General features: G+C 71.4%; 16 protein-coding genes. 10 read left to right on the top strand and 6 right to left on the bottom strand.

The window, feature by feature from the left end; all coding sequences use genetic code 11:
- The first annotated feature begins 202 nt into the window (after nt 1–202).
- Both ACWDYF_RS02675 and ACWDYF_RS02670 read left to right on the top strand, forming a co-directional pair.
- Nucleotides 203–3406, top strand: a complete 3204-nt coding sequence (locus ACWDYF_RS02675; RefSeq protein WP_389463646.1) for a DNRLRE domain-containing protein — start codon at nt 203–205, stop codon at nt 3404–3406.
- Between the two features lie 127 nt (nt 3407–3533).
- Nucleotides 3534–5114, top strand: coding sequence for an endonuclease/exonuclease/phosphatase family protein (locus ACWDYF_RS02670; RefSeq protein WP_389463645.1), 1581 nt, complete (start codon nt 3534–3536; stop codon nt 5112–5114).
- A gap of 196 nt (nt 5115–5310) precedes the next feature.
- On the opposite strand, the gene ACWDYF_RS02665 is transcribed toward ACWDYF_RS02670, so the two are convergent.
- Together ACWDYF_RS02665 and ACWDYF_RS02660 are read right to left on the bottom strand one after the other, a co-directional pair.
- On the bottom strand, nt 5311–6891 hold the full coding sequence (locus ACWDYF_RS02665) for a YncE family protein (RefSeq protein WP_389463643.1): 1581 nt from the start codon (nt 6889–6891) through the stop codon (nt 5311–5313).
- Between the two features lie 68 nt (nt 6892–6959).
- Nucleotides 6960–7595 (bottom strand): hypothetical protein, encoded by a 636-nt coding sequence (locus ACWDYF_RS02660; protein WP_389463641.1) that lies wholly within the window; start codon nt 7593–7595, stop codon nt 6960–6962.
- Between the two features lie 299 nt (nt 7596–7894).
- Here ACWDYF_RS02660 and ACWDYF_RS02655 point away from each other — a divergent pair, with 299 nt between their 5' ends.
- On the top strand, nt 7895–9124 hold the full coding sequence (locus tag ACWDYF_RS02655; protein WP_381744023.1) for a type 2 periplasmic-binding domain-containing protein: 1230 nt from the start codon (nt 7895–7897) through the stop codon (nt 9122–9124).
- 186 nt (nt 9125–9310) lie between these two features.
- Here ACWDYF_RS02655 and ACWDYF_RS02650 read toward each other — a convergent pair whose 3' ends face one another.
- The 3 genes from ACWDYF_RS02650 to ACWDYF_RS02640 form a co-directional block, all read right to left on the bottom strand.
- Nucleotides 9311–9859 carry a PadR family transcriptional regulator gene (locus ACWDYF_RS02650; protein ID WP_234020811.1) on the bottom strand — a complete coding sequence of 183 codons (549 nt, stop codon included), beginning with the start codon at nt 9857–9859 and terminating at the stop codon, nt 9311–9313.
- A gap of 199 nt (nt 9860–10058) precedes the next feature.
- On the bottom strand, nt 10059–10910 hold the full coding sequence (locus ACWDYF_RS02645) for a prepilin peptidase (RefSeq protein WP_381744022.1): 852 nt from the start codon (nt 10908–10910) through the stop codon (nt 10059–10061).
- 121 nt (nt 10911–11031) lie between these two features.
- Entirely contained in the window at nt 11032–11412 is a 381-nt protein-coding gene (locus ACWDYF_RS02640) for a type IV pilin protein (RefSeq protein ID WP_381744021.1), read from the bottom strand.
- Between the two features lie 259 nt (nt 11413–11671).
- Between ACWDYF_RS02640 and ACWDYF_RS02635 the strand changes: the two genes are divergently transcribed.
- The 6 genes from ACWDYF_RS02635 to ACWDYF_RS02610 all read left to right on the top strand — a co-directional run bounded on the left by ACWDYF_RS02635 (nt 11672) and on the right by ACWDYF_RS02610 (nt 20776).
- On the top strand, nt 11672–13489 hold the full coding sequence (locus ACWDYF_RS02635; protein WP_389463639.1) for a GspE/PulE family protein: 1818 nt from the start codon (nt 11672–11674) through the stop codon (nt 13487–13489).
- Between the two features lie 151 nt (nt 13490–13640).
- Nucleotides 13641–14852: a type II secretion system F family protein gene (locus ACWDYF_RS02630; protein WP_389463636.1), complete on the top strand. Its 1212-nt coding sequence runs from the start codon at nt 13641–13643 to the stop codon at nt 14850–14852.
- Nucleotides 14849–15283, top strand: coding sequence for a hypothetical protein (locus ACWDYF_RS02625; RefSeq protein ID WP_018566678.1), 435 nt, complete (start codon nt 14849–14851; stop codon nt 15281–15283). The genes ACWDYF_RS02630 and ACWDYF_RS02625 overlap by 4 nt, the downstream gene beginning before the upstream one ends.
- Nucleotides 15280–15804 carry a type II secretion system protein gene (locus tag ACWDYF_RS02620; protein WP_389463635.1) on the top strand — a complete coding sequence of 175 codons (525 nt, stop codon included), beginning with the start codon at nt 15280–15282 and terminating at the stop codon, nt 15802–15804. Before ACWDYF_RS02625 ends, ACWDYF_RS02620 begins: the two co-directional genes overlap by 4 nt.
- A complete protein-coding gene (locus ACWDYF_RS02615) occupies nt 15801–19667 on the top strand; it encodes a hypothetical protein (RefSeq protein WP_389463632.1) in 3867 nt (1288 codons plus the stop codon). Before ACWDYF_RS02620 ends, ACWDYF_RS02615 begins: the two co-directional genes overlap by 4 nt.
- Nucleotides 19664–20776, top strand: coding sequence for a type IV pilus twitching motility protein PilT (locus ACWDYF_RS02610; protein WP_389463629.1), 1113 nt, complete (start codon nt 19664–19666; stop codon nt 20774–20776). The genes ACWDYF_RS02615 and ACWDYF_RS02610 overlap by 4 nt, the downstream gene beginning before the upstream one ends.
- A 215-nt stretch (nt 20777–20991) precedes the next feature.
- On the opposite strand, the gene ACWDYF_RS02605 is transcribed toward ACWDYF_RS02610, so the two are convergent.
- Nucleotides 20992–21438, bottom strand: a complete 447-nt coding sequence (locus ACWDYF_RS02605) for a hypothetical protein (protein WP_381744015.1) — start codon at nt 21436–21438, stop codon at nt 20992–20994.
- Nucleotides 21439–21653: 215 nt separating this feature from the next.
- Here ACWDYF_RS02605 and ACWDYF_RS02600 point away from each other — a divergent pair, with 215 nt between their 5' ends.
- Complete coding sequence (locus ACWDYF_RS02600; protein WP_389463628.1) at nt 21654–24728, top strand: AfsR/SARP family transcriptional regulator; 3075 nt, start codon at nt 21654–21656, stop codon at nt 24726–24728.
- Nucleotides 24729–25296: the final 568 nt, after the last annotated feature.

Genomic DNA, 25296 nt, shown 5'->3' with positions numbered 1-25296 from the left:
GGCCACGAATACCCGCCACAGAGAACGCACTTCGGGCGACCAAAAGCCGCACATGACGCATCGTCAAGCGGTGACCAACTCCGACCCATGCGTTCGTCACGGATTCATAAATTCTTCACACGTGGACCAACTGTGCAGATCATGTGATCGTGTGCGCGCCCATGCCCATCCGCCCAGGTCCCCACGGGAGTAGACCGCCGCCGTGTCCGCGCCGCATCGTTTTCTCAGCCCCTTCGTGCGCACGCGCACCAGGCTGGCCCTCACCCTCGGCCTCGTGCTGGCCGCCCTGACCGCTGCTCTGTTGCCCTGGTGGCAAACTGACGGAGCCCCACCCCCGCAAGCCCGCAAGACCACCGGCGCGCGCCCCGCGTCGACGCCTCCGCGTGACGAGAGCGCCGCGCGGGCCGAGGCCCGGCGCACCCGCAAGCAGGTCCTCGTGGAGACCGCCACCACGGCGACCTCCCAGACCTGGGCACGGCCGGACGGCCAACTGCGTACCGTCATCACGGCCACGCCGACCAGGGCGAAGACCGCGACGGGCGCCTGGGCGCCGATCGACAACCGGCTGCGCCGGGTGCCCGACGCCCCGCGCAACCTGGGCGTCCAGCCCGTCAACGCCGCCCATCCGATCCGCTTCTCCAGCGGCACCAAGGACGCCCACGCCGACCGCTCCTTCACGCGTCGGCCACTCGTCGACAGCGTCGACAGCCCGAAGGCCCACGACACGCTGCTGGCCGAGGTCGACATCGACGGCGACACCGTCGCCTACACCTGGCCCGGCGCCCTGCCCGAACCGGTCCTCGACGGACCGCGCGCCCTGTACCCCGAGGTGCTGCCAGGTGTCGACCTGCTGCTGGTCGCCCGCGAGGAGGGTGGCTTCGCGCAGCTGCTGATCGTCAAGAACGAGGAGGCCGCCCGCTCCGCTGCCCTCGCGACGGTGACCTACGGGCTGCGCTCGGCGACGGCCCGCTTCCGCCAGGACAAGAGCGTCGGCCACGTGGTCGTCCAGGACAAGTCCGGCAAGGAGATCGGATCCCTCCCGACCCCGTTCGCCTGGGACTCCGCCGGCCGTGACCCCGAGCTGGCCGAGGCCGGCAAGGACAGCACCCCGCGCACCTCCGTCGCCACCTCCGCCGATGTGCTGAAGCTGTCCGGCCTGACGGGCATCGAGCCCGGGGCGCACAGCGCTCCCGTGCCCGTACGGTTCGACGGCGACGGCACCGGCAGTGCGCGCCTGGGCCTGGAGGCCGCGAAGACCGGCCTGTTCACCGCCGCCGGCACGAAGTACCCGGTCTTCGTCGACCCGACGCTCAACACCGGCTGGCAGGCCTGGACCGTGGCCTACAAGCCCTACCCGAACACCAGCTTCTGGGACGGCACGAACTTCTCCTCCGGCACGTCCGACGCCCGTGTCGGCCATGAGAGCGAGACCAACGGCACCGCCCGGTCGTTCTGGCGGATGAACTACAACACCAAGATCAAGGGCGCGAAGATCTCCTCGGCCCACTTCAAGGTGCTGAACAACCACTCCTGGTCCTGCACGAAGCGCGACTTCGAGGTCGTCCTGACCGGGGCGATCTCCTCGGGCACGACGTGGAACAAGCAGCCCAGCTGGTCCACCGTGCAGGAGAAGAGGTCCTTCGCGCACGGCTGGTCCTCCGGCTCCTGCCCGGACGACTACGAGAGCTTCAACGTCAAGGACGCCGCCCAGAAGGCCGCCACCAGCGGCTCATCCACCATCACCCTCGGCATGCGGGCCGCCCCCGGCACCGAGAGCGACAACCAGACCTGGCGCAAGTTCAAGGCGACCAGCGCCGCCCTGGAGGTCGTCTACAACCGGACGCCCTACGAGCCCACCGGCGGCAAGTCCTCCCCCGGCGGCGCCTGTTCCGTCGGCGGCTCGGGTGTGACCGTCGGCAAGACGAACATCGTCCTGACGGCCACCGGCACGGACCCCGACGGCAACCTCCAGAAACTGCAGTTCCGCTTCTGGAAGACCGGCGGCACGGTCCAGGAGGTCCCCACCGACGTCACCCCGAACGCGAGCGGAACGGCGTCTGTGACCATCCCGGCCACGTTCCCGCTGGAGGACAAGACCACCTACTCATGGGATGTGCGCTCCAAGGACTCCGAGGGCCTGACCTCCTCGTTCTTCCCGCCGGGCGACGATCCCTGCCGGATCAACATCGACGCCAGCGCCCCGCCGCAGCCGACCGTCGACAGCACGGACTTCCCCGAGGCCACGAGCGACCAGGACAACTGGTCGGGCATCAAGTTCGGCGGCAAGGGCTCGGTGACCTTCAGCGCCACCGGCGCCACCAAGTTCCGCTGGTCCATCGAGGGCAACAACCCCGTCGATGTCACCGCGAAGAACGGCGCGGCCACCGTCAGCGCGCTGGCTCCCGCGCACGCCGGCCCCAACACCCTCCAGGTGTACGCCTACGACAACGTCGGCAACGCCAGCAAGCGCACCGACTACACCTTCTACGTGCCGCCGCGCGACAAGACCGACGGTCCCATGGACGCCACCGGCGACGGCAAGCCGGACCTGGTGATCGTCGACGCCAACGGCAACCTGCGCAACTGCGTGGGCGGCGACGACGGCGACCTGTACAACTGCCTGACCGCCTCCTACGACAGCACCAAGAAGGAGGGCGAGCAGCGCGACCCGAAGGGGTACTGGTACGACGCGGCCACCGGAAAGGCCGCCCTGATCGCGCACTACCAGGACACCTACCCCGGTGACGGTGTCACCGACCTGTTCGCGGTCTCCCCGGACGGCCGGTTCTGGCTCTACCCGGGCGACGGCTACGGCAGCTTCGACGTCACCAAGCGCCTGGAGGTCCGGCTGCCGTCCGGTGCCCCGGCACCGTCGACGTGGACCCAGATCAAGGCAGTCGGCGACATCACCGGAGACAAGCTGCCCGACCTGGTCCTGCGGTCCGGTGTGCAGCTGTGGACGCTGTCCGGCTACACCGGCGCGACGTTCCAGACCGCCACGCTGATGAACAACGACGCCTGGGGCCGCCGCGAGGTGGTCAACGTCGCCGACATCAACGGCGACAAGACGCCCGACCTGCTGTGGCGCAACCTGGACAACGGCGCGATGTACGACCGCCAGGGCAAGCCCGGTTCCGTCGCCGGCAGCGTCGACCTCACGTCGCTCAAGCTGGCCGCCAACTCGCTCACCGGCAAGGACGAGCCGTACGGCACCGATTGGACCGAGGCCAAGGTACCCACGGCCATCGGTATCCCGGACGTCAACGGGGACGGCATCCCGGACATCTGGGCCCGCTTCTCCTCCGACGGCGCCACGCGGATCTACCATCCGTCGCGGACCAACACCAACCCCGCCGTGCGGATCGTGCTGTCGGTGAACTGGAACACGGTCAAGGCGTTCGGCTGACGCTCCTGCTGCCCCTGGCCCCGGCCGCCTCCGCAGGGTGGCCGGGGCCAGGGGTGTTGCCCGGGTCCTGGCCTTCCGGTGACCCGTCCCGCATGTTTCTCACTGTTTCCTACGAGGGGATGACGGCGTGCGACGCCTCATGAGCATGGTCGCGGCTTTCTGCGTCCTGATATCCGGTCTGCTGCTGTTCTCGGCCGGCCCGGCCAGTGCGACGGCGGTGTCCGCGGACGCCGATGCCGTGGCCAAGTCGGCCGGTCAGAAATGGGCGTTGAGGTCGCTCGCGAACCGGAAGTACGTGTCGGTGCGGCTTCATGACGCCGACTCCAAGGAATGGCGGCTGCGGGCCTCGGCGGACCGGCCGGGGACCTGGGAGCGGTTCACCCTGCACACGAACCACGCGGGCAGGACGATCGGGTTCCGCTCCGAGATCACGGGCTTTCTCGCCTCGGCCGAGTTCGCCGACGGCGGGGACCAGAAGGGGATGCTGAGAGCGAGGGGCGTCCGCCTCGGCCAGTGGCAGCAGTTCATCCCCCACTATCTGGACGAAGCGGTCCTGCCCGACTCGCCCCGTGGTTCGGTCGTCGTGACGCTCCAGGCGAGCGAGAAGGCCCAGAGCGACGGGAAGGCCACCGACGCGCAGAAGGAACTGAAGTACGTCTCCGCGGAGTTGGGAGCGGACAGCGACGGAGAGCTGCGGGCTCGGGCCGCCTCGGCCGGGTTGTGGGAGAAGTTCGTGCTGGAGCCCGTCGCCGGCACCCTCGCCAGTGACACGCACGACATGCCCGCAGCCGGTTCCGCGCCGGCCTCGGACCTGAACGTCATGACGTGGAACCTGTGCGCGAACAACCGCAGCTGCACCTGGAGCGGCGGCCTGGCGGGCTATGCGGAGCTGAACTCCGGCATCAGCGCTCATCTGCGCAGCGGGTCCGGTGCGCTGCCGGACGTCATCTTCTTCCAGGAGTTCTGCGAGAAGCACGCCAAGCGTGTCGAGGAGATGCTGGAGAAGCCGGTGGGCGAGGGCGGTACCGGCAGGCAGTGGGACGTGCGGTTCGCTCCCATCCACAACGAGGGGGACGCGAACGGTCCCCTGGCCCAGAAGCAGTGCGCGATCAAGGACAAGAACGACAAGGTCGTGGCGGACCGCGGTGCGTACGGCGTCGCCATCGCGGTCCCCGACGAGAACGTCTGGTACAAGCGCTACGACCTGGTCTCACCGACCTCCGACATCAAGTACGAGCAGCGCACCGCGGTGTGCGCCGTCCTCCCCTCGCGCGCCGTCGCCGCGTGCACGGCCCACCTGAGCGCGGGCTACCTCTACGAGGACCCCGACGGCACCTGGCGCAAGCGTCAGGCCCAGCAGCTGCTGGACATCACCAGGACGTACGAGGCCAAGGGGTACCGGGTCGTGTTCGGCGGAGACTTCAATCTGGTGCCTCCGTATCCGCAGGCCGGCCCGAAGGAGGGCGGACCGAGCGAGGCGCTGGACCCCGTCTACGACAAGTACCTCGAGTGCGGCCAGCAGGGTGACCCGAACGCGAAGCGGACCGGTGAGCCCACCGCCAACGCGTCGAACGGCAAGCCGACCCGGAAGATCGACTACATCTTCTCCCCGAGGAACGCCCCCGTCAGGAACTGCTCCGTCTCCCCGGACTCCGGGCACTCCGACCACTGGACGCTCTACGGCACGGTGTCGCTGCCGGCCACGTGAGGCGCGGGGCGGTCAGGAGGAGACGGCCGGGGCAGGCGGCGGCCCGGTCACCGGGCCGCCGCCGTCGTCGTCGCCGCACGCGGTCGGTGTGACCGCCGCGATCGCACCGACCGCCGCGAGGGAGTCGAGGCGGCCGCTCGGCCGCGGCCGGTGATCCGGGCCCTCGCGGAAGGTGTGTGGCCGGTCCGGCGTCGTCCTACGCCGAGCCCGTCCCGAACACCGCGACCGTCCCGTTCACCGGATCGACCGCGTACACCTTTCCCGTGGTGTTGTTCGCGGCCAGCGCGCCGAACTGGCGGGGTGTGCCGAGCGTGGCCTGCGGCAGCAGCGTGCTGCCGTCGGCCACCCCGAGACCGCCCGGCGCGCCGCCGACGTTCTGCTGGGCCACGAAGATCCTGTTGAAGTTCTTCAGCATGGTGACCTTGTGCGCCTGGTTCCCGGTGGCGGTCGACACCGCGCAGACCGAGGCCTGTCCCGTGACCTTCGTCCCGACGACGCGGTCGATACGGCCACCGCTGCCGCCGCAGTTCGCCCCGCCGTCCAGGTAGACGTAGACCGATCCCGCCGCGGAGTTGTAGACCGCGGAGATGGGCACGTAGGGCGTTCCCACCAGGTCGTTGATCGCTGTCGAGCTGCCGTCGCCGGGGTTGACGACGATCGTCGTCGCCACGGACTTCCACGGGCCCGACGGATCGGCCGGGTTCGGTACGCACCTCTTGGCCAGGAGGTAGACCCGGTTGCGGCCGGGATCGACGGCGACGCTGCCCCGCGCGCTGTTGGCGACGAGGACGTCCCCGGCGTTGGTACCGCAGGACGTCTTCGTCGGGAAGTGCACCACGGCGTCGGCGGCGTGTGTCTGCGACGAGATGGTGAACAGGCCGATGCCCGCGGCGAGGGTCGTGCCGCTGCCGACACCCGCCTTCGTGAGATACACGGCGTGGTGCGCGGGGTCGAAGGAGAAGTCCATGCCGGTGCTCGCGCTCACGACTCCGGCGGCGGGCAGCGGGATCGGCGTCGCCGCCGAGCCGCCTGCCGGGATGTAGGCGACCGCGGAGGTGCTCGCGGCCCCGCCGCCGACGTAGACGTCGCCGTTCTCGGGAGAGACGGCCAGGCCGGTGACGGCCGTCGTGAAGCCGCTGACGGGGATGACTCGGTCGGCGTGGGCCGTGTCGATGATCGCGACGCCACCCGCGCCCCCGACGTAGACCCGGCCCGTGCCGGGGTCGACCGCGACACGGGTGGGGCTCGACACCGCGCCGGACACGTCGATCGGAGCACCGACCGGGGTGTCGGTCCTGCCGTCGATCACGGTCACGTCGTTGCTCCCGGCGGCGACGACGTACACGCGGTCGGTCTTCTCGTCGACCGCGAGGTCGGCCGGGTCGGTGCCCGCCCGGATCGCGTCCGCTCCGCTCTTCGTCGGTGTGGAGGCGTCATGCAGCGTGAACGACGACTTCTCGCCCCGGCCGCACTTGTTCTCCTCGCCGACCACCAGCACGTTGTAGACCGGGTCGCCGGACAGCAGTCCGTCGGCCTTCAGGTCGTCGGCTGTCCCGTAGTGTCCGTGCCGCGCGCAGTAGGACTCCTCCGCCGTGCGGAGCGTGGCCGCGTCAGCGGTGATCGCGTTCTTGCGGCCCTTGTCGCCGAGGCCCCGGACGGAGAACACCACGACCGCGGCGACGACGCCGAGGATCACGATGACCACGAGCAACTCGATGAGCGTGAAGCCGTCCTGGCGTCTGGCCCGCGAGGTGAACGGGCGAGGGTCCCATGTCATGGCAGTCGGGGCTTCCTTCGATCGATGGGTCACGTTCGGCCCGTGCGCACGCGCGGGCCGTTGCCGCGTCACGGTGCTTCCCGTCGTACGGGCTTGACGTCCTTGGGCCCCGGCAGGTCCGGGCAGGCGATGCCGTTCCCCTCGTCGTCGAGGTGGTTCGGGTCGGCCGGCTCGAATCGCAGGACGGCCTGCGCGTCCGCCTGGCTGGCGAAGTCCGGGCAGTCGTAGGCGTCATTGCCGTAGCGCAGGAAGTAGCGGGCGTCGAAGGACCGCTTCGCCTGTGGGCAGAGCGCGCTGCGCGTGTCACCAGGACGGCATCTGAAGTGCTGTGCGGTGCCGGCGACCGGTTCGGTGTCACGCGGCTCCGGCAGTCCGCGGCACGCGACGCCGCCTCCGTCGTCCAGGTGGTTCGGATCGCTGGGATCGGCCCGCAGCACCGCCTGGGCGTCCGCCTGACTGGCGAAGTTGATGCACGCGAAGGCGTTGCCGTGGTGGGCGTATTCCTTGGCGTCGAACTCCTTGCCGTGCGGGCAGAGCGCGCTGCGCTGGGTGCCCGGCGTGCACCACTCCGGGTCGGACTTCTGGGCCTGGGCGGCCGAGTCCGAGCCGCCGCGCACAAGCGCCACGGCGACCAGCGCCACCGCGGCCACCACGAGAACCAGCGCACCCCACCTGGCCGTGCGCGAGCCCGACAGTCTGCTCAACAGTGCCATCACACGCCTTCGCCCATCGTGCCGCCAGCCCCTCTCCTGGGTCCCGCGGCGGCCCGACGGCACTCGCCCGCCGACCCCGCCGCGGGCTGGATGCGTGCATTACATCCACAGCGAGCACGGTTGTCAATCATTGACTACTGGGTCGGCGCATGAGCACCATCTACGCGTATGAGGCGCCGTCAGGCCGGAAAGCCACGCAGATGCCCGGGAGTTCTCGGACATCGGCTCGCTCCCGCCGACAGGGTGCCGGTGCGGCAGCCGCCGCCGAACGGATCGACGAGGAGTAGCAGATGCAACGAAGAACCAGACGCGCTCGCAGCACCCGGGGCTCCGGCCTCACCGCGCTGCGCCGGGTGCGGAACGCGTTCGCGGTGGGCGCCCTCGCGACGGCGCTGATCGCCACCGCGGCACCGGCGGTGTCCGCCGCGACGGACTCGCAGGTCGGTATCGCGAACAACATGTATCCCGCGACGAAGGACATGAAGGGCGCGATCGAGTCGCTCGGGTCGTTCACGTCCTTCACGGCGAACGCCGCGTCGCAGGTCGGCGGGTTCTGGAACAAGCCGGCGATCGACACGTCGACGATGCGCGGGATCACGTCGGGAAGCCTGCGCCAGCAGCTGAAGAGCGCCGGACCGTACACCACGTGTGATCCGTCCTCGTCGAACAACTGCGTAAACGGACCGTTGCACATCGACGCGTTCCTGTCGGCGGACGAGACCAATGTGGACGCGGTCATCCCGACCGCGGACGGCGGCACGTGCACGGCGAGCGGGAGCGTCGAGTGCAACGGCACGATCTCCAGCAAGCATCCCGTGGCGATCGGACACCTGGCGATCTACAGCTGTAGCGGCAGCTGGGCGGGCTCGACCCACGGTGACGACCCGTCCAACGCCGGTAGTCCGCCGCTGGCTTCCGGCGCGGACGCGAACGGCAGCGGCAACGGCAAGGCGCAGTCGCCCCGGTGCGACGCCTCACCGGTGGCCGGCGGCGCGCCCACGACGATTCCGGGGGTGGTGAGCTGGCTCGGGACGAGCGGACACCGGATCGCGGTCGCCGACCCGGCCTCCGCGCCGTTCGGTGCGGCGTCCAAGCAGGCGTTGATCCAGAACGGCTTCTCGTGGATCACCAGCGGGGCGGGCCAGAACGTGTTCACCGGGAGCGCGTGCGACAGCGCGGGTGCGGCCTGCAAGGTGCGCGTGGAGTCGGGGATCAGCCAGGTGCGAGGCGCGGTGACGGCGAACGCCGGCGGGAACACCCAGCTGGGCCTTGTCGCGAAGTCGAACATCATGCACGTGACCTGGACGTCCAGTTCGCTGAACGGCACCACGGGCAATGATCCCAACACATGGACCGACGTCGATCCGAGCGCGTACTCCGACTACGGGGACATCGAGCAGTTCGGCGTCGCCCTGACCGGCGGCAGCCCCGGCGCGGCGGCCGCCTGGGACACCCTGTTCAACACCAAGTGGGACAACAACTCCACCATCCAGTCGACCCTCGCCGCCTACGGCTACTAGGGTCTGCCGTTCACGGAACCGGCCGCCGATCGGCACAGCACCGCGCCGATCGGCGGCCGTACTGCCGAGGCGGGCAATTCCGGCGGTCGCCCGCGGGACGCTGACACGCGTCGTCGGGCGCCGCCCACGGCCATCCGTCACGCACGTGACGTGGACACCGAGGGGAGGACGGTCACGAGCGCGGTGTCAGCCGGTCCTGACGGCCGGCCGCGTCGAGTCGACGTCGACGGCGTCGAGGAAACGGCGCGCGGCACGGACGTGTTCGAGCCGCCAGGCGTAGATCGCGCGCGCGAGGTAGTCGTCGACGTGCTCCTTGGCGCGCAGCGACTCCTCTATCTCGTCGATGACGACCCGCTGACGCTCGACCAGGCGCGACGGGCTGGCGCCGCGACGCCGCAACAGCAGGAGCTTGCTGGTGAGTTCGGCGCGGATGTCGAACAGGCGGGTCACGGGATCGCTGAGCCACCGGGTGACCGCTGTCTTCGCGGAGCGGGTGGCGGCGTAGATCATGCGCTGCGGTCCGCGGTCGCTCTCCTCGGCGCCGACGGGCGTGATCAGTCCGCGCTCGACCAGCCGCGTGATCGACCGGTAGACCATGGGGCGCGAGATGTACCAGAACTCCCCGATCTCCGCGCCCTCCGCGGTGAGGGCCGCGACGGCGAAGCCGTGGCTGGGACGCTCGGCCACGAGTGCGAGCACAATCCACTCGGCCAGTGGCAGATCAGGTCGCTCCATGATGGTCAGAGTACTGCATGGTAACCAGGGCGGAGCCCGTCCTCGGTGCTCATCACATCGCCCCGGACCCGGCCCGGGAAGGCCGGGACGGGGGCCGGACGCGAGGACACCGGGAGACCGGATCCCCGGGCGACAGACTGATCGGTCTGACAGGAGGTCGCGCGTACCGGAGGCCCGGCCGGAGAGGTCACGGTCACGGTCATGGCCGACGGCGGACCGTCGCGAGCGGCACACCCGACGCGTGCGGCTCGCTCACCCTCTCGTGTCCGTACGGGTCGCTCACCCTCTCGTACCAGTGGACGACAGGAGCGCCGACCAGGAGAGCGGCGATGGCACCGGCGGCGAGGAACACACCGAACGGGAGCCGGGTGTGCCGGGTCGCCCGCCCCGCCGCCATGAGTACGACGCCCACCAGCAGTCCGGCGGCACTGCCGGCCAGCAGCGCGAACACGAGGTACCACGGGCCGAGCCATCCCAGCCCGGTGCCGAGCAGGCCGGCCAGGCGCACGTCGCCGAAGCCGAGCCAGGCCGGGCGCACCCCGTGCAGGGCGAAGAAGACGGCGAACGCGCCCACCCCGCACGCCGCGGTCACGCCGAGCCGGTGCCACTGGCCGGTGGCCGCCGCCGCGGCGAGCAGACAGGCGGCGGTGAGCCAGAGCGTCGGATAGACCAGCCGCCGAGGGAGCAGGAACTGCTCGGCGTCGCAGGCGGCCAGGGCCAGCAGCCCCGCGGTGAAGACCAGTTCGGCCGGCAGCGCTTCCGACCAGCCGAAGCGCAGTGCCTCGGCCAGGAACAGGATCGCGGTGAGCGCTTCGACGAGCGGGTAGCGCGCGGGGATGGGAACCCGGCAGGCGCGGCAGCGCCGGCCCAGCAGGAGCCAGGACACGATGGGGATGTTGTCCCGGGGCGCGATCGGGGCGGCGCATCGCGGGCAGGCGGAGCGGGGCCGTACGACCGAGCGGCCCGCGGGCACCCGGGAGACGGCGACGTTGAGGAACGAGCCCACGGCGAGCCCCAGCAGGCCGACGGTCACGACAAGTGTGCAGGACATGGACGTATGTGTTCCGTACCGTTCGTGCGGGCCGCCCCCGCCGGCCTGCGACCAACGTCGGCCGCCGATGTCCGGCGGGGTCCGGCGGGGTCCGGCGGGGACTCCCCCGTATCACCCCGTATCAACTACAGGGGTTCGACTGGCCGTCCGAGGGTGCGATCGGCGTGATGGTGTACGTGGCGCCGCTCACCTTGACGTCGTACCAGGTGGAAACGGAGGACAGGAACCCGCCGTCCACCAGGTCGGCCATGCTGCCGTACCGGCCGCGGTTGTCACTGGCGAAGTACGCCTCTTCCGCTGTCTGGATCGTGGACTTGTCGGTCTTGCACGCCGAACCCTGGCCCTTGTCGTTGATGCCGCGCACGGAGAAGACGACGACGGCGGCCAGGATGCCGAGGATCACGATGACCACGAGAAGCTCGATGAGCGTGAACCCGGCCTCCGCCGTCTCATGCCGTGCACGTATTCGCCGACGCAACTTTTCCTGCTGGTATGTGAACATCTCTCTCCCTCTGCGGCGACCGGCGCAAGCGAAGTCGAGTGGCAGCGGCACTCAGTAGTAACCCTCTGATTAATCAGCCGTAGACTACGCAGCCGTGCAGTCGAGTTACAAGAGCCGACCGTGATCCACTTCGGCAAGGACAGCACGGCGACTGCTGTAGTATCCGGCTGACTAATCAGCGGCTGACAGTACCGTGGGTCGAGTTCACGGCGGCTGACCGGCCGTTCTTCCGGATGGACGCGCGAAAGGGGTGGGTTCCTTGGCGAATCGCCGGCTTCTCCGTCGCCGCGCGGCGACGACAGGCCCTGCGGGCGAGGACGACACCCCGCCCGACGTACCACAGGAGTCGACGCTGCCGCCGGTCCCGGCGGACGGCGCCCCGCAGGAGTCGCCCGCGGGCCCGGAGCGGCCGCGTATCGGGGAACTGCTGGTGCGGCGCGGGCTGCTCACCCCGGCGCAGGTGGACGAGGCGCTCCTCCAGCAGTCGGCGTCGGGCAAGCGGCTCGGCGCCCTGCTGGTCGAACTCGGCATGGTCGACGAGCGGTCGCTGACCGAGGCGCTGTCGGTCCAGCTCGGCGTCCCGGTCGCCGACCTGCACCACAGCGAGCCCGACCCGGAGGCGGCCGCCCGGGTGCCCGAGGCGCTGGCCCGCTCCCTGGAAGTCGTCGCGGTGCGGCGGGCCGAGGGCGCGCTGCTCATCGCGGCGGCCGACCCGAGTGACCCGCGGGTGCGCGAGGAGGTCGGGCGGGCCGTCGCGCCGGACCGGGTGCGACTCGCGATAGCGCCGCCCTCGGACATCCGGCGCTCGATCGACAGCACCTACCGGGCGCTGGCCGGTGTCGGCAGCCTGGTCGAGGCCTTCGAGGCCACCGAGACCGGCCGCGCGGCCGCCTCCGGGGCCAGGGTGGTGAGCGAGGACGCTCCCGTCGTGCATCTGGTCAACCTCATGCTGACCCAGGGCCTGCGCGACCGGGCCTCGGACATCCACATCGAACCGCACGGCGACCGGGTCCGGGTCCGGTACCGCATCGACGGCGCGCTGCACGACGTGCTGAGCCTGCCGGAGAGCATGGGGCCGTCCCTGGTCAGCCGGATCAAGATCATGGCCAATATGAACATCGTCGACCGGCGGCGCCCGCAGGACGGGCAGATCGCCACCGAGATCGACGGCAGGCCGGTCGACATCCGGGTGGCGACCAGCCCCACCATCTGGGGCGAGAAGGCGGTGCTGCGGCTGCTCGACAGCAACCGCACCCTGTTCCGGCTGGCCGAGCTGGGCATGCCCGCCGCGACCTACGCACGGTTCTCGGCCCTGCTGCGCTCCCCCTACGGCATGGTCGCCTGCGGCGGGCCGACCGGCAGCGGCAAGACGACCACCCTGTACGCCACGCTCGGTGAACTGAACCAGAGCGAGCGCAACATCACCACCATCGAGGACCCGGTGGAGTACGTGTTCCCGTCGATCAACCAGATCCAGATCAACGAACAGGCGGGCATCTCCTTCGCGACCGGGCTGCGCTCGATCCTCCGGCAGGACCCCGATGTGATCCTGGTCGGCGAGATCCGGGACGCCGAGACCGCGCGGATCGCGGTCGAGTCCGCGCTCACCGGCCACTTCGTGCTGTCGTCCATCCACGCCGGAGACGCCTGCTCCGCGCTGCACCGGTTCGCCGACATGGGCATCGAGCCGTTCCTGATCACCTCCACCGTCGCCGGGGTGGTCAGCCAGCGGCTGGTGCGGCGGATCTGCGACCAGTGCCGCGAGCCCTACCGGCCGGGCGTGGACGAACTGGCCTTCTTCGCCGAGGCCGGCGGGTCGACGGACGCCGGGTTCTGGCAGGGCCGGGGGTGCAACTTCTGTTCCCGGACCGGCTACCAGGACCGGATCGGCGTCTTCGAACTCCTCGTGATGAGCGACGCGGTCAAACGGCTGCTCGTCGAGAAGGCGCCGATCGACGGCCTGCGCAGGGCCGCCCGCGAGGAGCACATGGACAGCCTCCTGGACGGCGGCGTCCGTCTGGTGGAGGAGGGCGTCACGACCATCGCCGAGATCATGTCGAGCGTGTACGTGGTCTAGCGCTGGTCCAGGGCCGGTCCAGGGCTTGTCCAGGGCCGGTGCAGGGCCGGTCCAGGGCTTGTCCGAGGCTGGTCCAGGGCGCCCGCACGGACGCCGCATCCGTACACCGACGACGCGAACCTCTGCCACCGGAAACCAGGAGGGCATCTGCATGGCCACCTTCAAGTACGTCGCGGTCGGCCCGGACGGGAAACGGGCCACCGGCGTGCTCAAGGGCTCCAGCGTCGACGGTGTGACCGACAGCCTGGCCCGGCAGGGCTACGACGTGACATCGGTCAGGGCCGCGGGCCGCAACCTGCTGCAACTCGAACTCACCGCGGCCAAGGCCGACCTGGTCGAACTGAGCAACTTCTCCCGCCAGATGGCCGCCTTCATCAAGGCCGGAGTGCCCCTCCTGGACGCCCTGGAGATCATCCGCGCCGAGACCAAGGACAAGAAGCTGGGCGCGGTGCTCGTCGACGTGATGGACTCGCTGCGATTCGGCGAGAGCTTCGCCGCCGCGATGGCCGCCCACACCGCGGCGCTCCCGCCGTTCTACGTCTCCGTTCTGCGCTCGGCGGAGGCGACCGGTGAACTCGACGTGGTGATGGCGCAGTTGGCCCGCTACATCGAACGCGACGTCGAGGGCAGGCGCAGCATCCGCTCCGCCCTGACCTATCCGGTCCTGGTGATGGGTCTGGCCGTCGGGGTCGTCCTCGTCCTGGTCCTGTTCGTGCTGCCCCGCTTCAAGGTGTTCTTCGAGTCCTTCCATGCGGAACTGCCGCTGACGACCCGGCTCCTGCTGGGCTTCACCGACTTCGTCACGGCCTGGTACCCGGTCGTCCTCGGGGTGCTCGTCGTACTCGGCGCGGCGCTGATCGCCGGTCTGCGGACCGAGCGCGGACGGGTGCTGCGCGACCGCTTCCTGCTGGCGCTGCCGGTGGTCGGCGACGTGGTCCGCTTCATGGCCATCGAACGGTTCTGCCGCATCCTGACCTCGATGATCAAGGCCGGGGTGCCCATCCCGGAGGCGCTCGGCCTGGCCGCTTCGGGCGCCAACAACCTGGTGTACGAGCGGTCCATCGGCACGGCCCGGAAGGAGATGCTCGAAGGCGGCGGCATCTCCCGGCCGATCGCCCGCACCAGGCTGTTCCCCGGGGCGGTCACCCAGATGATGCGCGTGGGGGAAGAGACCGGCACCCTGGACGACCAGCTGGAGAACGTGTCGGACTTCTACGAGAAGGAACTCCAGCACAAACTCAAGCGGCTGACCAGCCTGTTCGAGCCGACCATAGTGATCATGGTCGGGGTCGTCGTGGGGTTCGTGGCCGTCGCCCTCATCTCGGCGATCTACGGCGTCTACAACCAGGTCGACGTCCCATGACCGGCCCGGCACGCCGCCCGCGGCGCCGTCGCGGCGAGGAGGGCGAGACCCTGGTCGAGGTCCTCGTCGCCGTCGTGCTCATGGGCGTCGCCTTCGTGATCATCCTCGGGGGCATGGGCACCGCGATCGTCAGCTCGGTCACGCAGCAGAAGGTGACCGGCGCCGACTCGGTCGTCCGCAGCGCCGCCGAGAAGATCGTCGGCGCCCCGTACGTGTCCTGCGCCGGGAGTTACGACACTCCGGGCCCGCCGGCCGGGTACACCGTGACCGTCGAGGTCGAGTACTGGGACGGGGTGGGGGCGTTCGACCGGCTCTGCCCGGCCGCCGACACCGGAGTGCAGAAGGTGACGCTCACCGTGCACTCGACCGGCCCACGCCCCGTCAGGGACACGACCCTTGAGGTGGTCAAGCGGGAGTCGATGCCGTCATGAGGACACAACGTACCGGCGGACGACCGGAGTCGGGGTTCACCCTGACCGAGTTGCTGGTCACCATCGTCATCGTGGGCATCATCGCGACCCTGCTGCCCAAGGCGATCATCCTCGGACTGCGGTTCACCGCGGGCACCGAGAAGCGGGTGGCCGCCACCAGCGCGGCGGGCACGCTCAACCGCTACTTCTACGGCGACGTGCGGAGCGCGGACCGTGTCACGACCGGCCCCGCGTGCGGCGTCGACGACGTGATCGTCCACCTGGTCCGGCCCGACGCCGACGTCGTCTACACCTACGACCGGCCGACCGGCGCCCTCAGCCGCGTGAAGTGCGCCGCCGGAGGCGTCGTCACCACGCTGCTGGGCCGGTTCGACAACACCGCGCCGGGCCGTCCGGTGACGCTCAGCTGCGGGGCCGAGACCCCGTGCAACCCGTCCACAGAGGTGACCCTGACCGTGCAGAGCGACCCCGCCGCGCCTCCCACGGCCCTCACGGCCGTCCGACGATCGAGTGCGTCATGACCGGCCGCCCGGATCCGCGCCGCCCGGATCCGCGCCGTCCGCGCGCCGACGAGCAGGGCGCGACCCTGGTCCTGGCGCTGGCCTTCGTCGTCGTCTTCAGCCTGGTCACCGTGTCGGTCCTGGCCTTCGCCGGTACGGGGCTGAAGGCCGCGGGCGGGTACGTCGACCAGGGCAGGCGCGACTACAGCGCGGACGGTGCCACCCAGCTCGCGATCAAGAGCTTCTCGCAGGGCGGCCCGTGCGCCGACTACACCGCCCCGCCGGTCAACGGCCGCCGGATGACCGTCCACTGCGACCCCCTCAACGCGTCTCCCGCGACCACGCGCGCGACCCAGCCGCAGGACGCGCTGCGCAGCCTGGGCAGCACGGCTCAGGACGGCATCGACGTGACCACGCGCGGCCTGCGCGTCCAGGGCAGCGTGTTCTCCCACGCGGACATCACCACCGGCACCGGCGCCTCGATGGTGGTGTCGGGCGACGTGTCCGCCGTCGGCGACTGCTCCGGTGCCGTGTCGCAGCCGCGACTGGCCCCGACGCAGGCGCCGTACGCGCACGCCTGCGCCAACGACACTCCGCCGGTCCCCGCCGACGAGGCCACCGGCGGCGACCCGGACTACACCCCGCCCGCCACGGCCGTCCCGGTCCGGCGGACGGTGCCCGCGTGCCCCGGCTCCGCTTCCGGCGCCGGTTCCTGGCTGGTGCGGCTCCAGCCCGGCTACTACGACGACGCCCGCGCCCTCACCCGCCTCACCGGTGGCGACTGCCCCGGCATCGTCGTATGGCTGCAACCGGGCGTCTACTACTTCGACTTCACGTTCACCGGCGGCACCGCGGTCTGGACGATCGACGACCCCACGGTCAGCGTGGTCGGCGGCACGCGGACGGGCTGGGATCCCGGGGCAGCCGTCCGCCCGGCCGTCCCCGACCCGGGCGGCTGCGACCCGACGCGGCCCGAAGGCGTCCAGGTCATGATGGGCGGCGGCAGCCGGTTCCAGGTCGACCGCGGACACGTCGAACTGTGCGCCCCGGTGACCCGGGACGAACAACAGGTCGCGGTGTACGGCGTCCAGCCGCCGAAGCCGTCGCACACGCTGAAGCCGACCGCCGTGGCCGCCAACACCGGCTTCGTAGACCCGGGCCACGCCCTGACCGGCGGCGAACGGCCCGCCCCGCCGGGGTGTCCGCAGCCCACGGGCACCGCGAGCTGCACGGCCGACGCCGTCCTGGACCCGGTGAAACGCCGGTCGGCCTCGATACGGCTCGCCGGGTTCACCCCGCGGGTGCCGCCCGGCTCGGTCATCACCGGCGCGACGCTGCGGGTCAGGCACCAGGACGACGGCGACCTGACCTCCCCCGGCGCGGTGCAGGTCACCGTCGCCGTCGGCGCGGACACCTGCCACACCGACCACCTGCCCCGGCACACGGCACTCGCCACGGATCCCCCGATCGACCTGCTGGGCGCGTGCGGGCTCACCGACCCGGCCCGGCTCACCGGCCTGACCGTGACCTGCACCGCGACCCTGGACACCGACGGCACCGCCGCCACGGAACGCCTGGACGGCATCTGGCTGGAGGTCTCCTACCGCACGCCGACCACGTTCAAGCCGACCGCCGTGACCGCGTCGGCCGGGTTCACCGCCGCCGGCACCGATCCCGGCAACGCCCTGGAGATCGGCGAACAGCCGGTGCCGCTGGTGGCCGGGGCCGGGCTGACCACGGCGGCCCCGTCCGCGTCGATCACCCTGGCCGGGTTCGGCCGTCCGCCCTTGCCGCCGGGGTCGACGGTCGAATCCGCCGTACTGCGGGTGGCCCACCGGGAGACCGGCGACGCGGCGGCGCCGAGGATCAGCGTCACCCCCGCGGGCGGCGGCGGCCGCTGCACCGGCCTGCCGCTCACCGCGCGGACCGGCCTGGGCGACGACCGCGTGGACCTGAAGGCGTGCGGCATCACCGGTCCGGCACAGCTGTCCGGCCTGACCGCGACCTACACCGCCGCCCTGGACGGGGACGGCACCACGGGCGCCGATTCCCTCGACGGCATATGGCTCGAAGTCGTCTACGACCCGCCGCCGCCCCGCGCCGCGACGACCGCGGAGTCGACGGCGTTCACCCCCGCGACCGACGCCGAGGCGATCGACGGCGCCCGCACGGCCCACGCGGCACTCGACTCGGTCACCACCCCGACCGCCACCATCGACCTCGGCGGCTACGACACCCCCGCGGCGCCGCCCGGCTCGGTCCTGGACAAGGCCCTGCTGCACGTCGCGCACCGCGACGAACCCGGGGCGGGAGGAGGACCGCCGCCGACGGCCGCGGTCACCCTGACCGGGCCCGGCATGCCCCGTTCCTGCACCGCCCCGCGGAACCTCGCCGCGCACCCGGACTCCCTGGCCACCGACACCCTGGACCTGGTCGCCGCCTGCGGGCTCACCGACCCCGCCCAACTGACCGGCCTGGTCGTGACCTACACCGCCGCCCTCGGCGCCGGAAGCACCACCGCCACCGCCCAGCTCGACGGCATCACCCTGGAACTGTCCTCCCGCCCCCCGGTCTCGGTACGGCCCACCGAGGCGGTCAGCACCGCGACGCCCACCGTCGCCGCGTTCCTCGACCCGGAGAACGCGCGCGCCGTCGACACCACCACGTCGACCGCGACGCTCTCCGGGACCACCCCGGCGGCGTCGATCCGGCTCGGCGCGTTCACGATGCTGCCCCTGCCCGCGGGGGCGGTCATCGACAAGGCCGTGCTGCGCGTGGCGCACCAGGACGACGACACCACCCCCGCGCCACCCGCGGCGCCGTCCTCGTCGGCGGAGCCGCCCACCGCCGCGCTGACCGTCTCCGGCACCGGCACCGCCTGCGACGCGAACCACCCCCTGACCGCCAAGGAAGGGGTGCTCGGTGTCGACGTGGTCGACCTCGGCGCCTGCGGGGTCACGAAGGAGGACCAGTTGTCCGCGCTGGCTGTCGACTACGCGGCGAAGCTGGGCACGGGCAGTACCGACGCCACCGACCGGCTCGACGGCGTCGAACTCGACATCGTCTTCCGGGCCCCGTCCGTCCATGCCCTGTCCGGCTGCCTCACCACGGGCAGCCGTTGCGCGGTACTGAAGTCGACCGACGACGCCGACACGGCCACCGAGCACAGCCGTCTGGTGGTCAACGGCACCGTCTACGCGCCGACCGCCGCCGTCGACCTGTCGATGAGCCAGGTCGCCTCGCAGGTCGTCACCCGGGGCATCGTCGCCCGGACCATCCGGCTCGGCGTCAGCCCGGCCGGCGGCTACCTCCGGCCGGTGATCGGAATCCCCCCGGAGCCGGTGCTGTTCACGGCCTATCCGACCGTGATCGCGGAACCCGCGTCGGTCGGCGCGATCACCGGGTTCACCGCCCCGGCTCCCGGGGCGCCCGTCGACGTCACGGACGCCACCGTCCCCGGCGGCGGCCGGGCGTCCCTCACGTTCGGCGGCTACGCCCAGCCCGCACCGGCCACGGCGACCGGGCCACTCGACCATGTCGTCCTGCGGGTGGCGCACCACGAGGACGGCGACATGGAGTCGGTGAGGCTGTCGGTGGACTTCCCCGGCAGCACCTGCGGCGGCGACGGCTCACTGGACGTGCCGGTCCGTCCCGGCCCGAGCGGCCCGGTGACCGACCAGGTCGACCTGGCACCCTGCGGTCTGACCAGAGCCTCCCAGCTGGCCGGGCTGACCGTGACCTACGCCGTCACCGCGGGACCCGGCGGCGCGACCGAGCACCTCGGCGGCGCCCGGATCGACCTGCTGTCCGGACCGCTCGTCCAGGCCGCCGTGTCCTTCGACGGCCACGCCGACACCGTCGAGCGGTGGACGGTCCTGCCATGAGCAAGCACGCCACCTTGGAGGCCACCATGCCCGCGCCCAGTTCCGCGATCATCGACCACCTGCTCGGTGAGCTGTGGGAACGCGGCGGCAGCGACCTGCTGCTCACCGCGGGATCGGCGCCGTTCCTCCGCGTCGACGGCGCCCTGCGCCCGGTCGAGGGCGACGCGCTGACCGAGCCGGAGGCCGATCGCCTGGTGGCCGGGGTGCTGGGCGAGGAGCTCACGGAACGGTTCCGCCGGGAGAAGCAGGTCGACTTCGCGTTCAGCTGGGGGGAACGGGCCAGGCTGCGCGGGAACGCCTTCGTGCAGCGCGGCGCGTCGGCGCTGGCGCTGCGGATCATCCCGTTCGACGTACCGTCGTCCGAGCAGCTCGCCCTGCCCCCGGTCGTGCTCGGCTGGGCGGGCATGCCGCGCGGATTCGTGCTGGTCACCGGGCCGACCGGGTCGGGGAAGTCGACAAGCCTTGCGGCGCTCCTCGACCATGTCAACACACACCGGTCGGTGCACATCCTCACCATCGAGGATCCGATCGAGTACCTGCACCGGCACAAGCGCTCCGCGGTCAGCCAGCGCGAGGTCGGCACCGACACCGATTCGTTCCCCGCCGCGCTGCGCTCGGCCCTGCGCGAGGACCCCGATGTCCTGCTCCTCGGCGAGATGCGCGATCCGGAGAGCATCTCCGCGGCCCTGACCATCGCCGAGACCGGGCATCTGGTGTTCGCCACGCTGCACACCAACGACACGGCGCAGACCCTGGACCGCATCATCGACGTGTTCCCGGCCGCTCAACAGCCCCAGATCCGGTTGCAGTTGGCGCACACCCTGGTCGGCATCCTCAACCAGACGCTCATCCCCCGCACCGGTGGGGGCCGGGTGGCCGCCTTCGAGGTGCTGGTGGGCACATCAGCGATCCGCAACCTGATCCGCGAGGGCAAGAGCCGCCAGATCCGCAACATGATCTCGACCGGCCACCGCGACGGCATGCAGACCCTCGAAGCCTGCATCAACGCCCTCGTCGCGGCGGGCACCGTCACCTACGAGGAGGCCGTGCTGCACACGGCCCACCCGGAGGACATCAAGCGGCCGTACGTCCCGGCGGCCCGCGTCTGACCGTCCGGCGGCAGCGTCCTGAGGGCCACCGCGCGGAACAGCGGGCCCCTCGGGCAGGATTCGGCCCTCGGCTCCCCGCACCGTGGGCCCCTGCCGATTTCGGCAGGGGCCCACGCTCGCAAGAGCGGTCGCGGGCGGGTCGCGGGCGGGTCACGGACGGGGACGCCCCGGCGACGATCCTCCCGCGAAGGTCTCACGGACCGGTTCGGATCCGGTCAGACGTTGCAGCGCGTCTTGATCGTCTCCTCCTCCGTGATGTTCCCGCCGTAGATCCAGCCGTACGGGGAGCCGCCCCCGGTGCTGACGTAGTACCAGAGGTTCTGCGCCGAGTTCTTGTAGTAGCACCAGCCGCCGAGGCGCTGCCCCACGAGGAGCTTGGGGCGGATGTCGTCGCAGGCGCTGCTCGGGCCGGTCCTGAGGTAGATGGACGTCGTCACGGTGGCGCCACCGTAGCCGTTGGTCGTGGGCCTGACACCGCAGGCCTGGGCCCCGGCGGGGGCGTTCGACGGTGTCCAGTCGGGTGCTCCGTCCGCCGCGCTCAGGGAAACGGTCGATGCCGCTCGGGCGGGAGGGGACGCCGTCTGCGCGGACGCGGTGGTACCACCGGTCAGCAGGACGGCTCCCGTGACGGCGGCGCAGACGAACGCGAATCGATTGCGCATGCTTCTCCTCAAGGTCGAATACCGGTCGATGCCGTTGACGTCCCTCGGTGCTCCGGACGGGTGCACCGTCCTGAGCCCCGGGGCGTGCTGCTCACCGTGCCGAGGGCAGCGTCGGCAGACCTTCGGAAAAGCTTGAATCCACCTGGAACCAGGAGCCGGTTGGCACACAGAGTGTGGCGTGGAGACGCAGGGGCGGGCAGGGGGTGTGGTGGCGGATGGCGACGCGCTTCGCGATCCTGGGGACCATCGAGGTGTGCCGGAACGCGGTCCCCGTCGACGCGGGGCACGAGATGCAGCGGCGCGTGCTGGCGGCGCTGCTCGTCGACGCGAGCCGGGCGGTTCCGGCCGACGTGCTGGTGGACCGGGTGTGGGGGGACGCCGAGCCGGCGGCCGGCCGCCGGCAACTGTACGGATACATCTCCCGGCTGCGGCGCGTACTGGCGGACGACGGGACAGCCATCACACGGGAGCGGGGCGGCGGTTACCGGCTGGCCGTCCGGCCTTCGGCGGTGGACGCACACCGCTTCCGCGATCTGTCGGACCGTGCCCGCGAGGCGGGCGACGACGAGCAGGCGGAGGCGCTGTGGCGGGAAGCCCTGGCGCTGTGGCGGGGCAGCGCGTTCGCCGGGGCGGACACCCCGTGGTTCAACGCGCAGCGCGATCTCCTCGACGGTGAACGGCTGGCCGCCCAGATCGAGTTGGCCGATGTGCGGCTGCGCCTGGCGCGGCACGGCGGGATGGTGAACGAGCTGGCCGCCCGGGTCGAGAGGCATCCGCTCGACGAACGGGTGATCGGGCAGTTGATGCTCACCCTGTACCGGTGCGGACGGCAGGCCGAGGCACTGCACGTCTACGAGCGCACGCGGCGACGGCTCGCCGGTGAACTGGGCGTCGACCCCGGCGCGGCGTTGCGGCGGCTGTACGAACGCATCCTCGCCGGGGACCCGTCGCTGTCCGTGTCCCCTCCCCCGTCCCCTCCCCGGCCCCCGTCCCCGACCGCCGCACAGCCCGTCCCGGCGCCACCGGCCGACGAGACGGAGACAGAGACGGAGACGGAGGCGAACCCGCCGATCACGGAGGCGAATCCGCCGATGGCACGCCAGCTCGTGCCCCGTCTGCTCCCGGCGGACCTGTCACTCTTCGTCGGCCGCGACGACGCGCTGGACGAGGCCCGTCGGCTGCTCGGCCAAGAACAGCCCGGTCCGGTGACCCTGCTGGTCACCGGACCCGCCGGGGTGGGCAAGAGCGCCTTCGCCGTGCGTACGGGGCATCTGGTCGCCGCTCGCTTCCCGGACGGCCAGCTCCACGTGGACCTGCGGGGCTTCGGCGACGAACCGGCCGATCCGTTCACGGTCCTCGGCACCTTCCTGCGCGCGCTCGGTGTCCCCGGCGGTACCGTGCCCGCGGAGCTGATCGACCGCGTCCACCTCTACCGCACCCTGCTGGCCGGGCGGCGGACGCTCGTCGTCCTGGACAACGCCGCCGGTGCCCGGCAGGTGAGGGACCTCCTGCCCAGCGGCATCCGCTGCGCCGCTGTCGTCACCAGTCGTACGACCATGGCGGAACTGCCTGGCCGACGGCTGCCGTTGGGCGTGCTGGACCCCGAGGCGGGGCTCGGTCTGCTGCGCGAGATGCTGGGCCGGGACCGGACCGAATCCGATGCCGAGGCGGCCCGTTCCATCGTGGAGACCTGCGGTGGCCTCCCTCTGGCCGTGTGGGTCGCCGGTGCCCGGCTCGCCGCGCGTCCGCACTGGCCCCTGGCCAAGGTGGCGCGTGCCCTCGCCGACGAGCAGCGCAAGCTCGACGAGCTGGCCGTCGGCCACATCGCCGTACGCGCCAGCCTCGAACTGACGTACCGGCAGGTGACGTCGGCCATGCAGCACGCCCTGCGGATGACCGCTCTGCTGCCGGGACCGGGTTTCGCCGCCTGGGCACTGGCCGCGCTGCTGGACACGGACCTGTCCGCGGCTGAGGCCGTCCTCGACGACCTGGTCGAGGTGCACCTGGTGCAGGCCGGTTCGGCGGACGCCACCGGGATCCGGTACGAACTGCACGACCTGGTGCGGCTTTTCGGCCGGGAACGGGCGGAGCAGGACGTCCCGGAACGGGACCGCGCCGCTGCGCTCACCCGGTTGCTCGCGGCGAGCCTGCACCTCGCCGACCGCGCCTCGGACGCGCTCAGTGTCGACTTCCAGGGCATCTCGCAGCTGGACCTGGTCTCCTGGCGGCTGTCCGACACCGAGGCCGGGCACCTGCTCGCCGATCCGCTGGCCTGGTTCAACGACGAACGCCGGTTCCTCATCGACGTCGCGGAGCAGGCGCTGGACGGGACGGAGGGCGTCGCAGCCGCCGCCGGACTGGCCACCGCCCTCACGACCCTGTTCCAGGTCGGCAGCCACTTCGACGACTGGGAGACGCTCCAGAAGCGGGCCCTCAAGGCGGCCCTGGGCAGCGGCGACCGGCTCAGCGCCGCCAAGGTGCACCGGTGCCTGGGCGAACTCACCACCATCCTCGACCGCTATCCGGAGGCCGTGGACCACTTCGAGCAGGCCCTGCTGCTCGCCGTGGACCAGGAGCCCGTGTACCGGGCGAGTGCGACGGCCGGACTGGCCTATGTGCACCGGCTCCTCGGCCAGTACTCCTCCGCCGTGCTCCACTTCGAGGCGGCAGCCGGGCTCGCCGCATCGGCGGGCAACGTCAACTGCCTCGTCTACGCGACCAACGGCCTCGGCGTCATCGATCTCGAACAGGGGCGCGTCGAGGCCGCCGTCGCGGCGTTCGCGAAGTGCCTGGAGCTCAGCCGGATCGCGGGCTACCGGCCGGGGGAGGCCCAGGCCCTGCGCTGCCTGGGCCAGAGCCGTCGCGCGCTCGGGGCGTACCCGGCCGCCGCCGACGCCTACCGGCAGGCCGCCGCGATCAGCGAGGAACTCGGCGACCGTCTCAGCGTCACCCACGCCACCTGCTGGCTGGGGGACATCCTGGTCCGGCAGGGCGAGCACGGGGAAGGACGCCGTCTGCTGGCCAGGAGCCTGTGGACCTACCGCGAGTTCGGCAACCTCTGGGGCGAGGCGGCCACCCTGCACGCGCTCGCCGAGGCACAGCTCGCGGTGGGCCACCCGGTCCTCGCCCGCAGGCGTGCCGAAGCCGCCGTCAGGATCTGGCGGCGGATCGGCTCCACCAGATGGCTGGCCGTCGGCCTCGGCACCCTGGCTAAGGCACACACCCTGACCGGCGACCACTCGGCCGCTGCGCGTGCCCGCGACGAGGCCGACAGGGTGCGGACGGCTTGATCCGGCCGCCGCGGACACCCACCCCTCCGCGGCACATGATCGAGGGCCGGTTTCGCGCCCGAGTGGATCGTGCGCAACAACCCGCACCGACCGCCCCCCCCCCTGATTCCGGCCTTGAGGCACATTCCCCTTTCGCCCTGGTCTTCGGACGGCCGCCGCACCGAGAGACTGTTCTCCCGGCAGGGATCCGCGATCGGCTGGGACACGTTCCACCGCGCCGAGGTTCTCCTGACGCAGCCGCTGTGCGTCGTCGTCGGAGACAAGCCTGGTGCGTTCGGCGCCTACCGGGACGGCCCGGAGATCTACCGTCGTGCAGCATCGAAGGACAAGGAGCCGGTCGTGGCAGAGGGCTTCTCCCCCACGACCTGTACGACCAGCCCGAACCGGTTGAACCGGTCAAGATCGCCCTGGATCACCGGATCCCGTTCCACCGTCCGCGCCGACCAGGTCGCCTCGTCCAGGACCGGCCCTTGCCCCCGGACGGGACCGGAGTGGGCCGTCACGGTCTCGCACGGTCGGGATGTCCCGGTGAGAACGCTGCCTCGATCCACTCGTGCACGACGGTCAC

It is taken from the genome of Streptomyces sp. NPDC003284 (assembly GCF_053589675.1).
The sequence above is the reverse complement of the archived record's forward strand: the minus strand, read 5'-3'. Positions and strand labels throughout refer to the sequence as shown.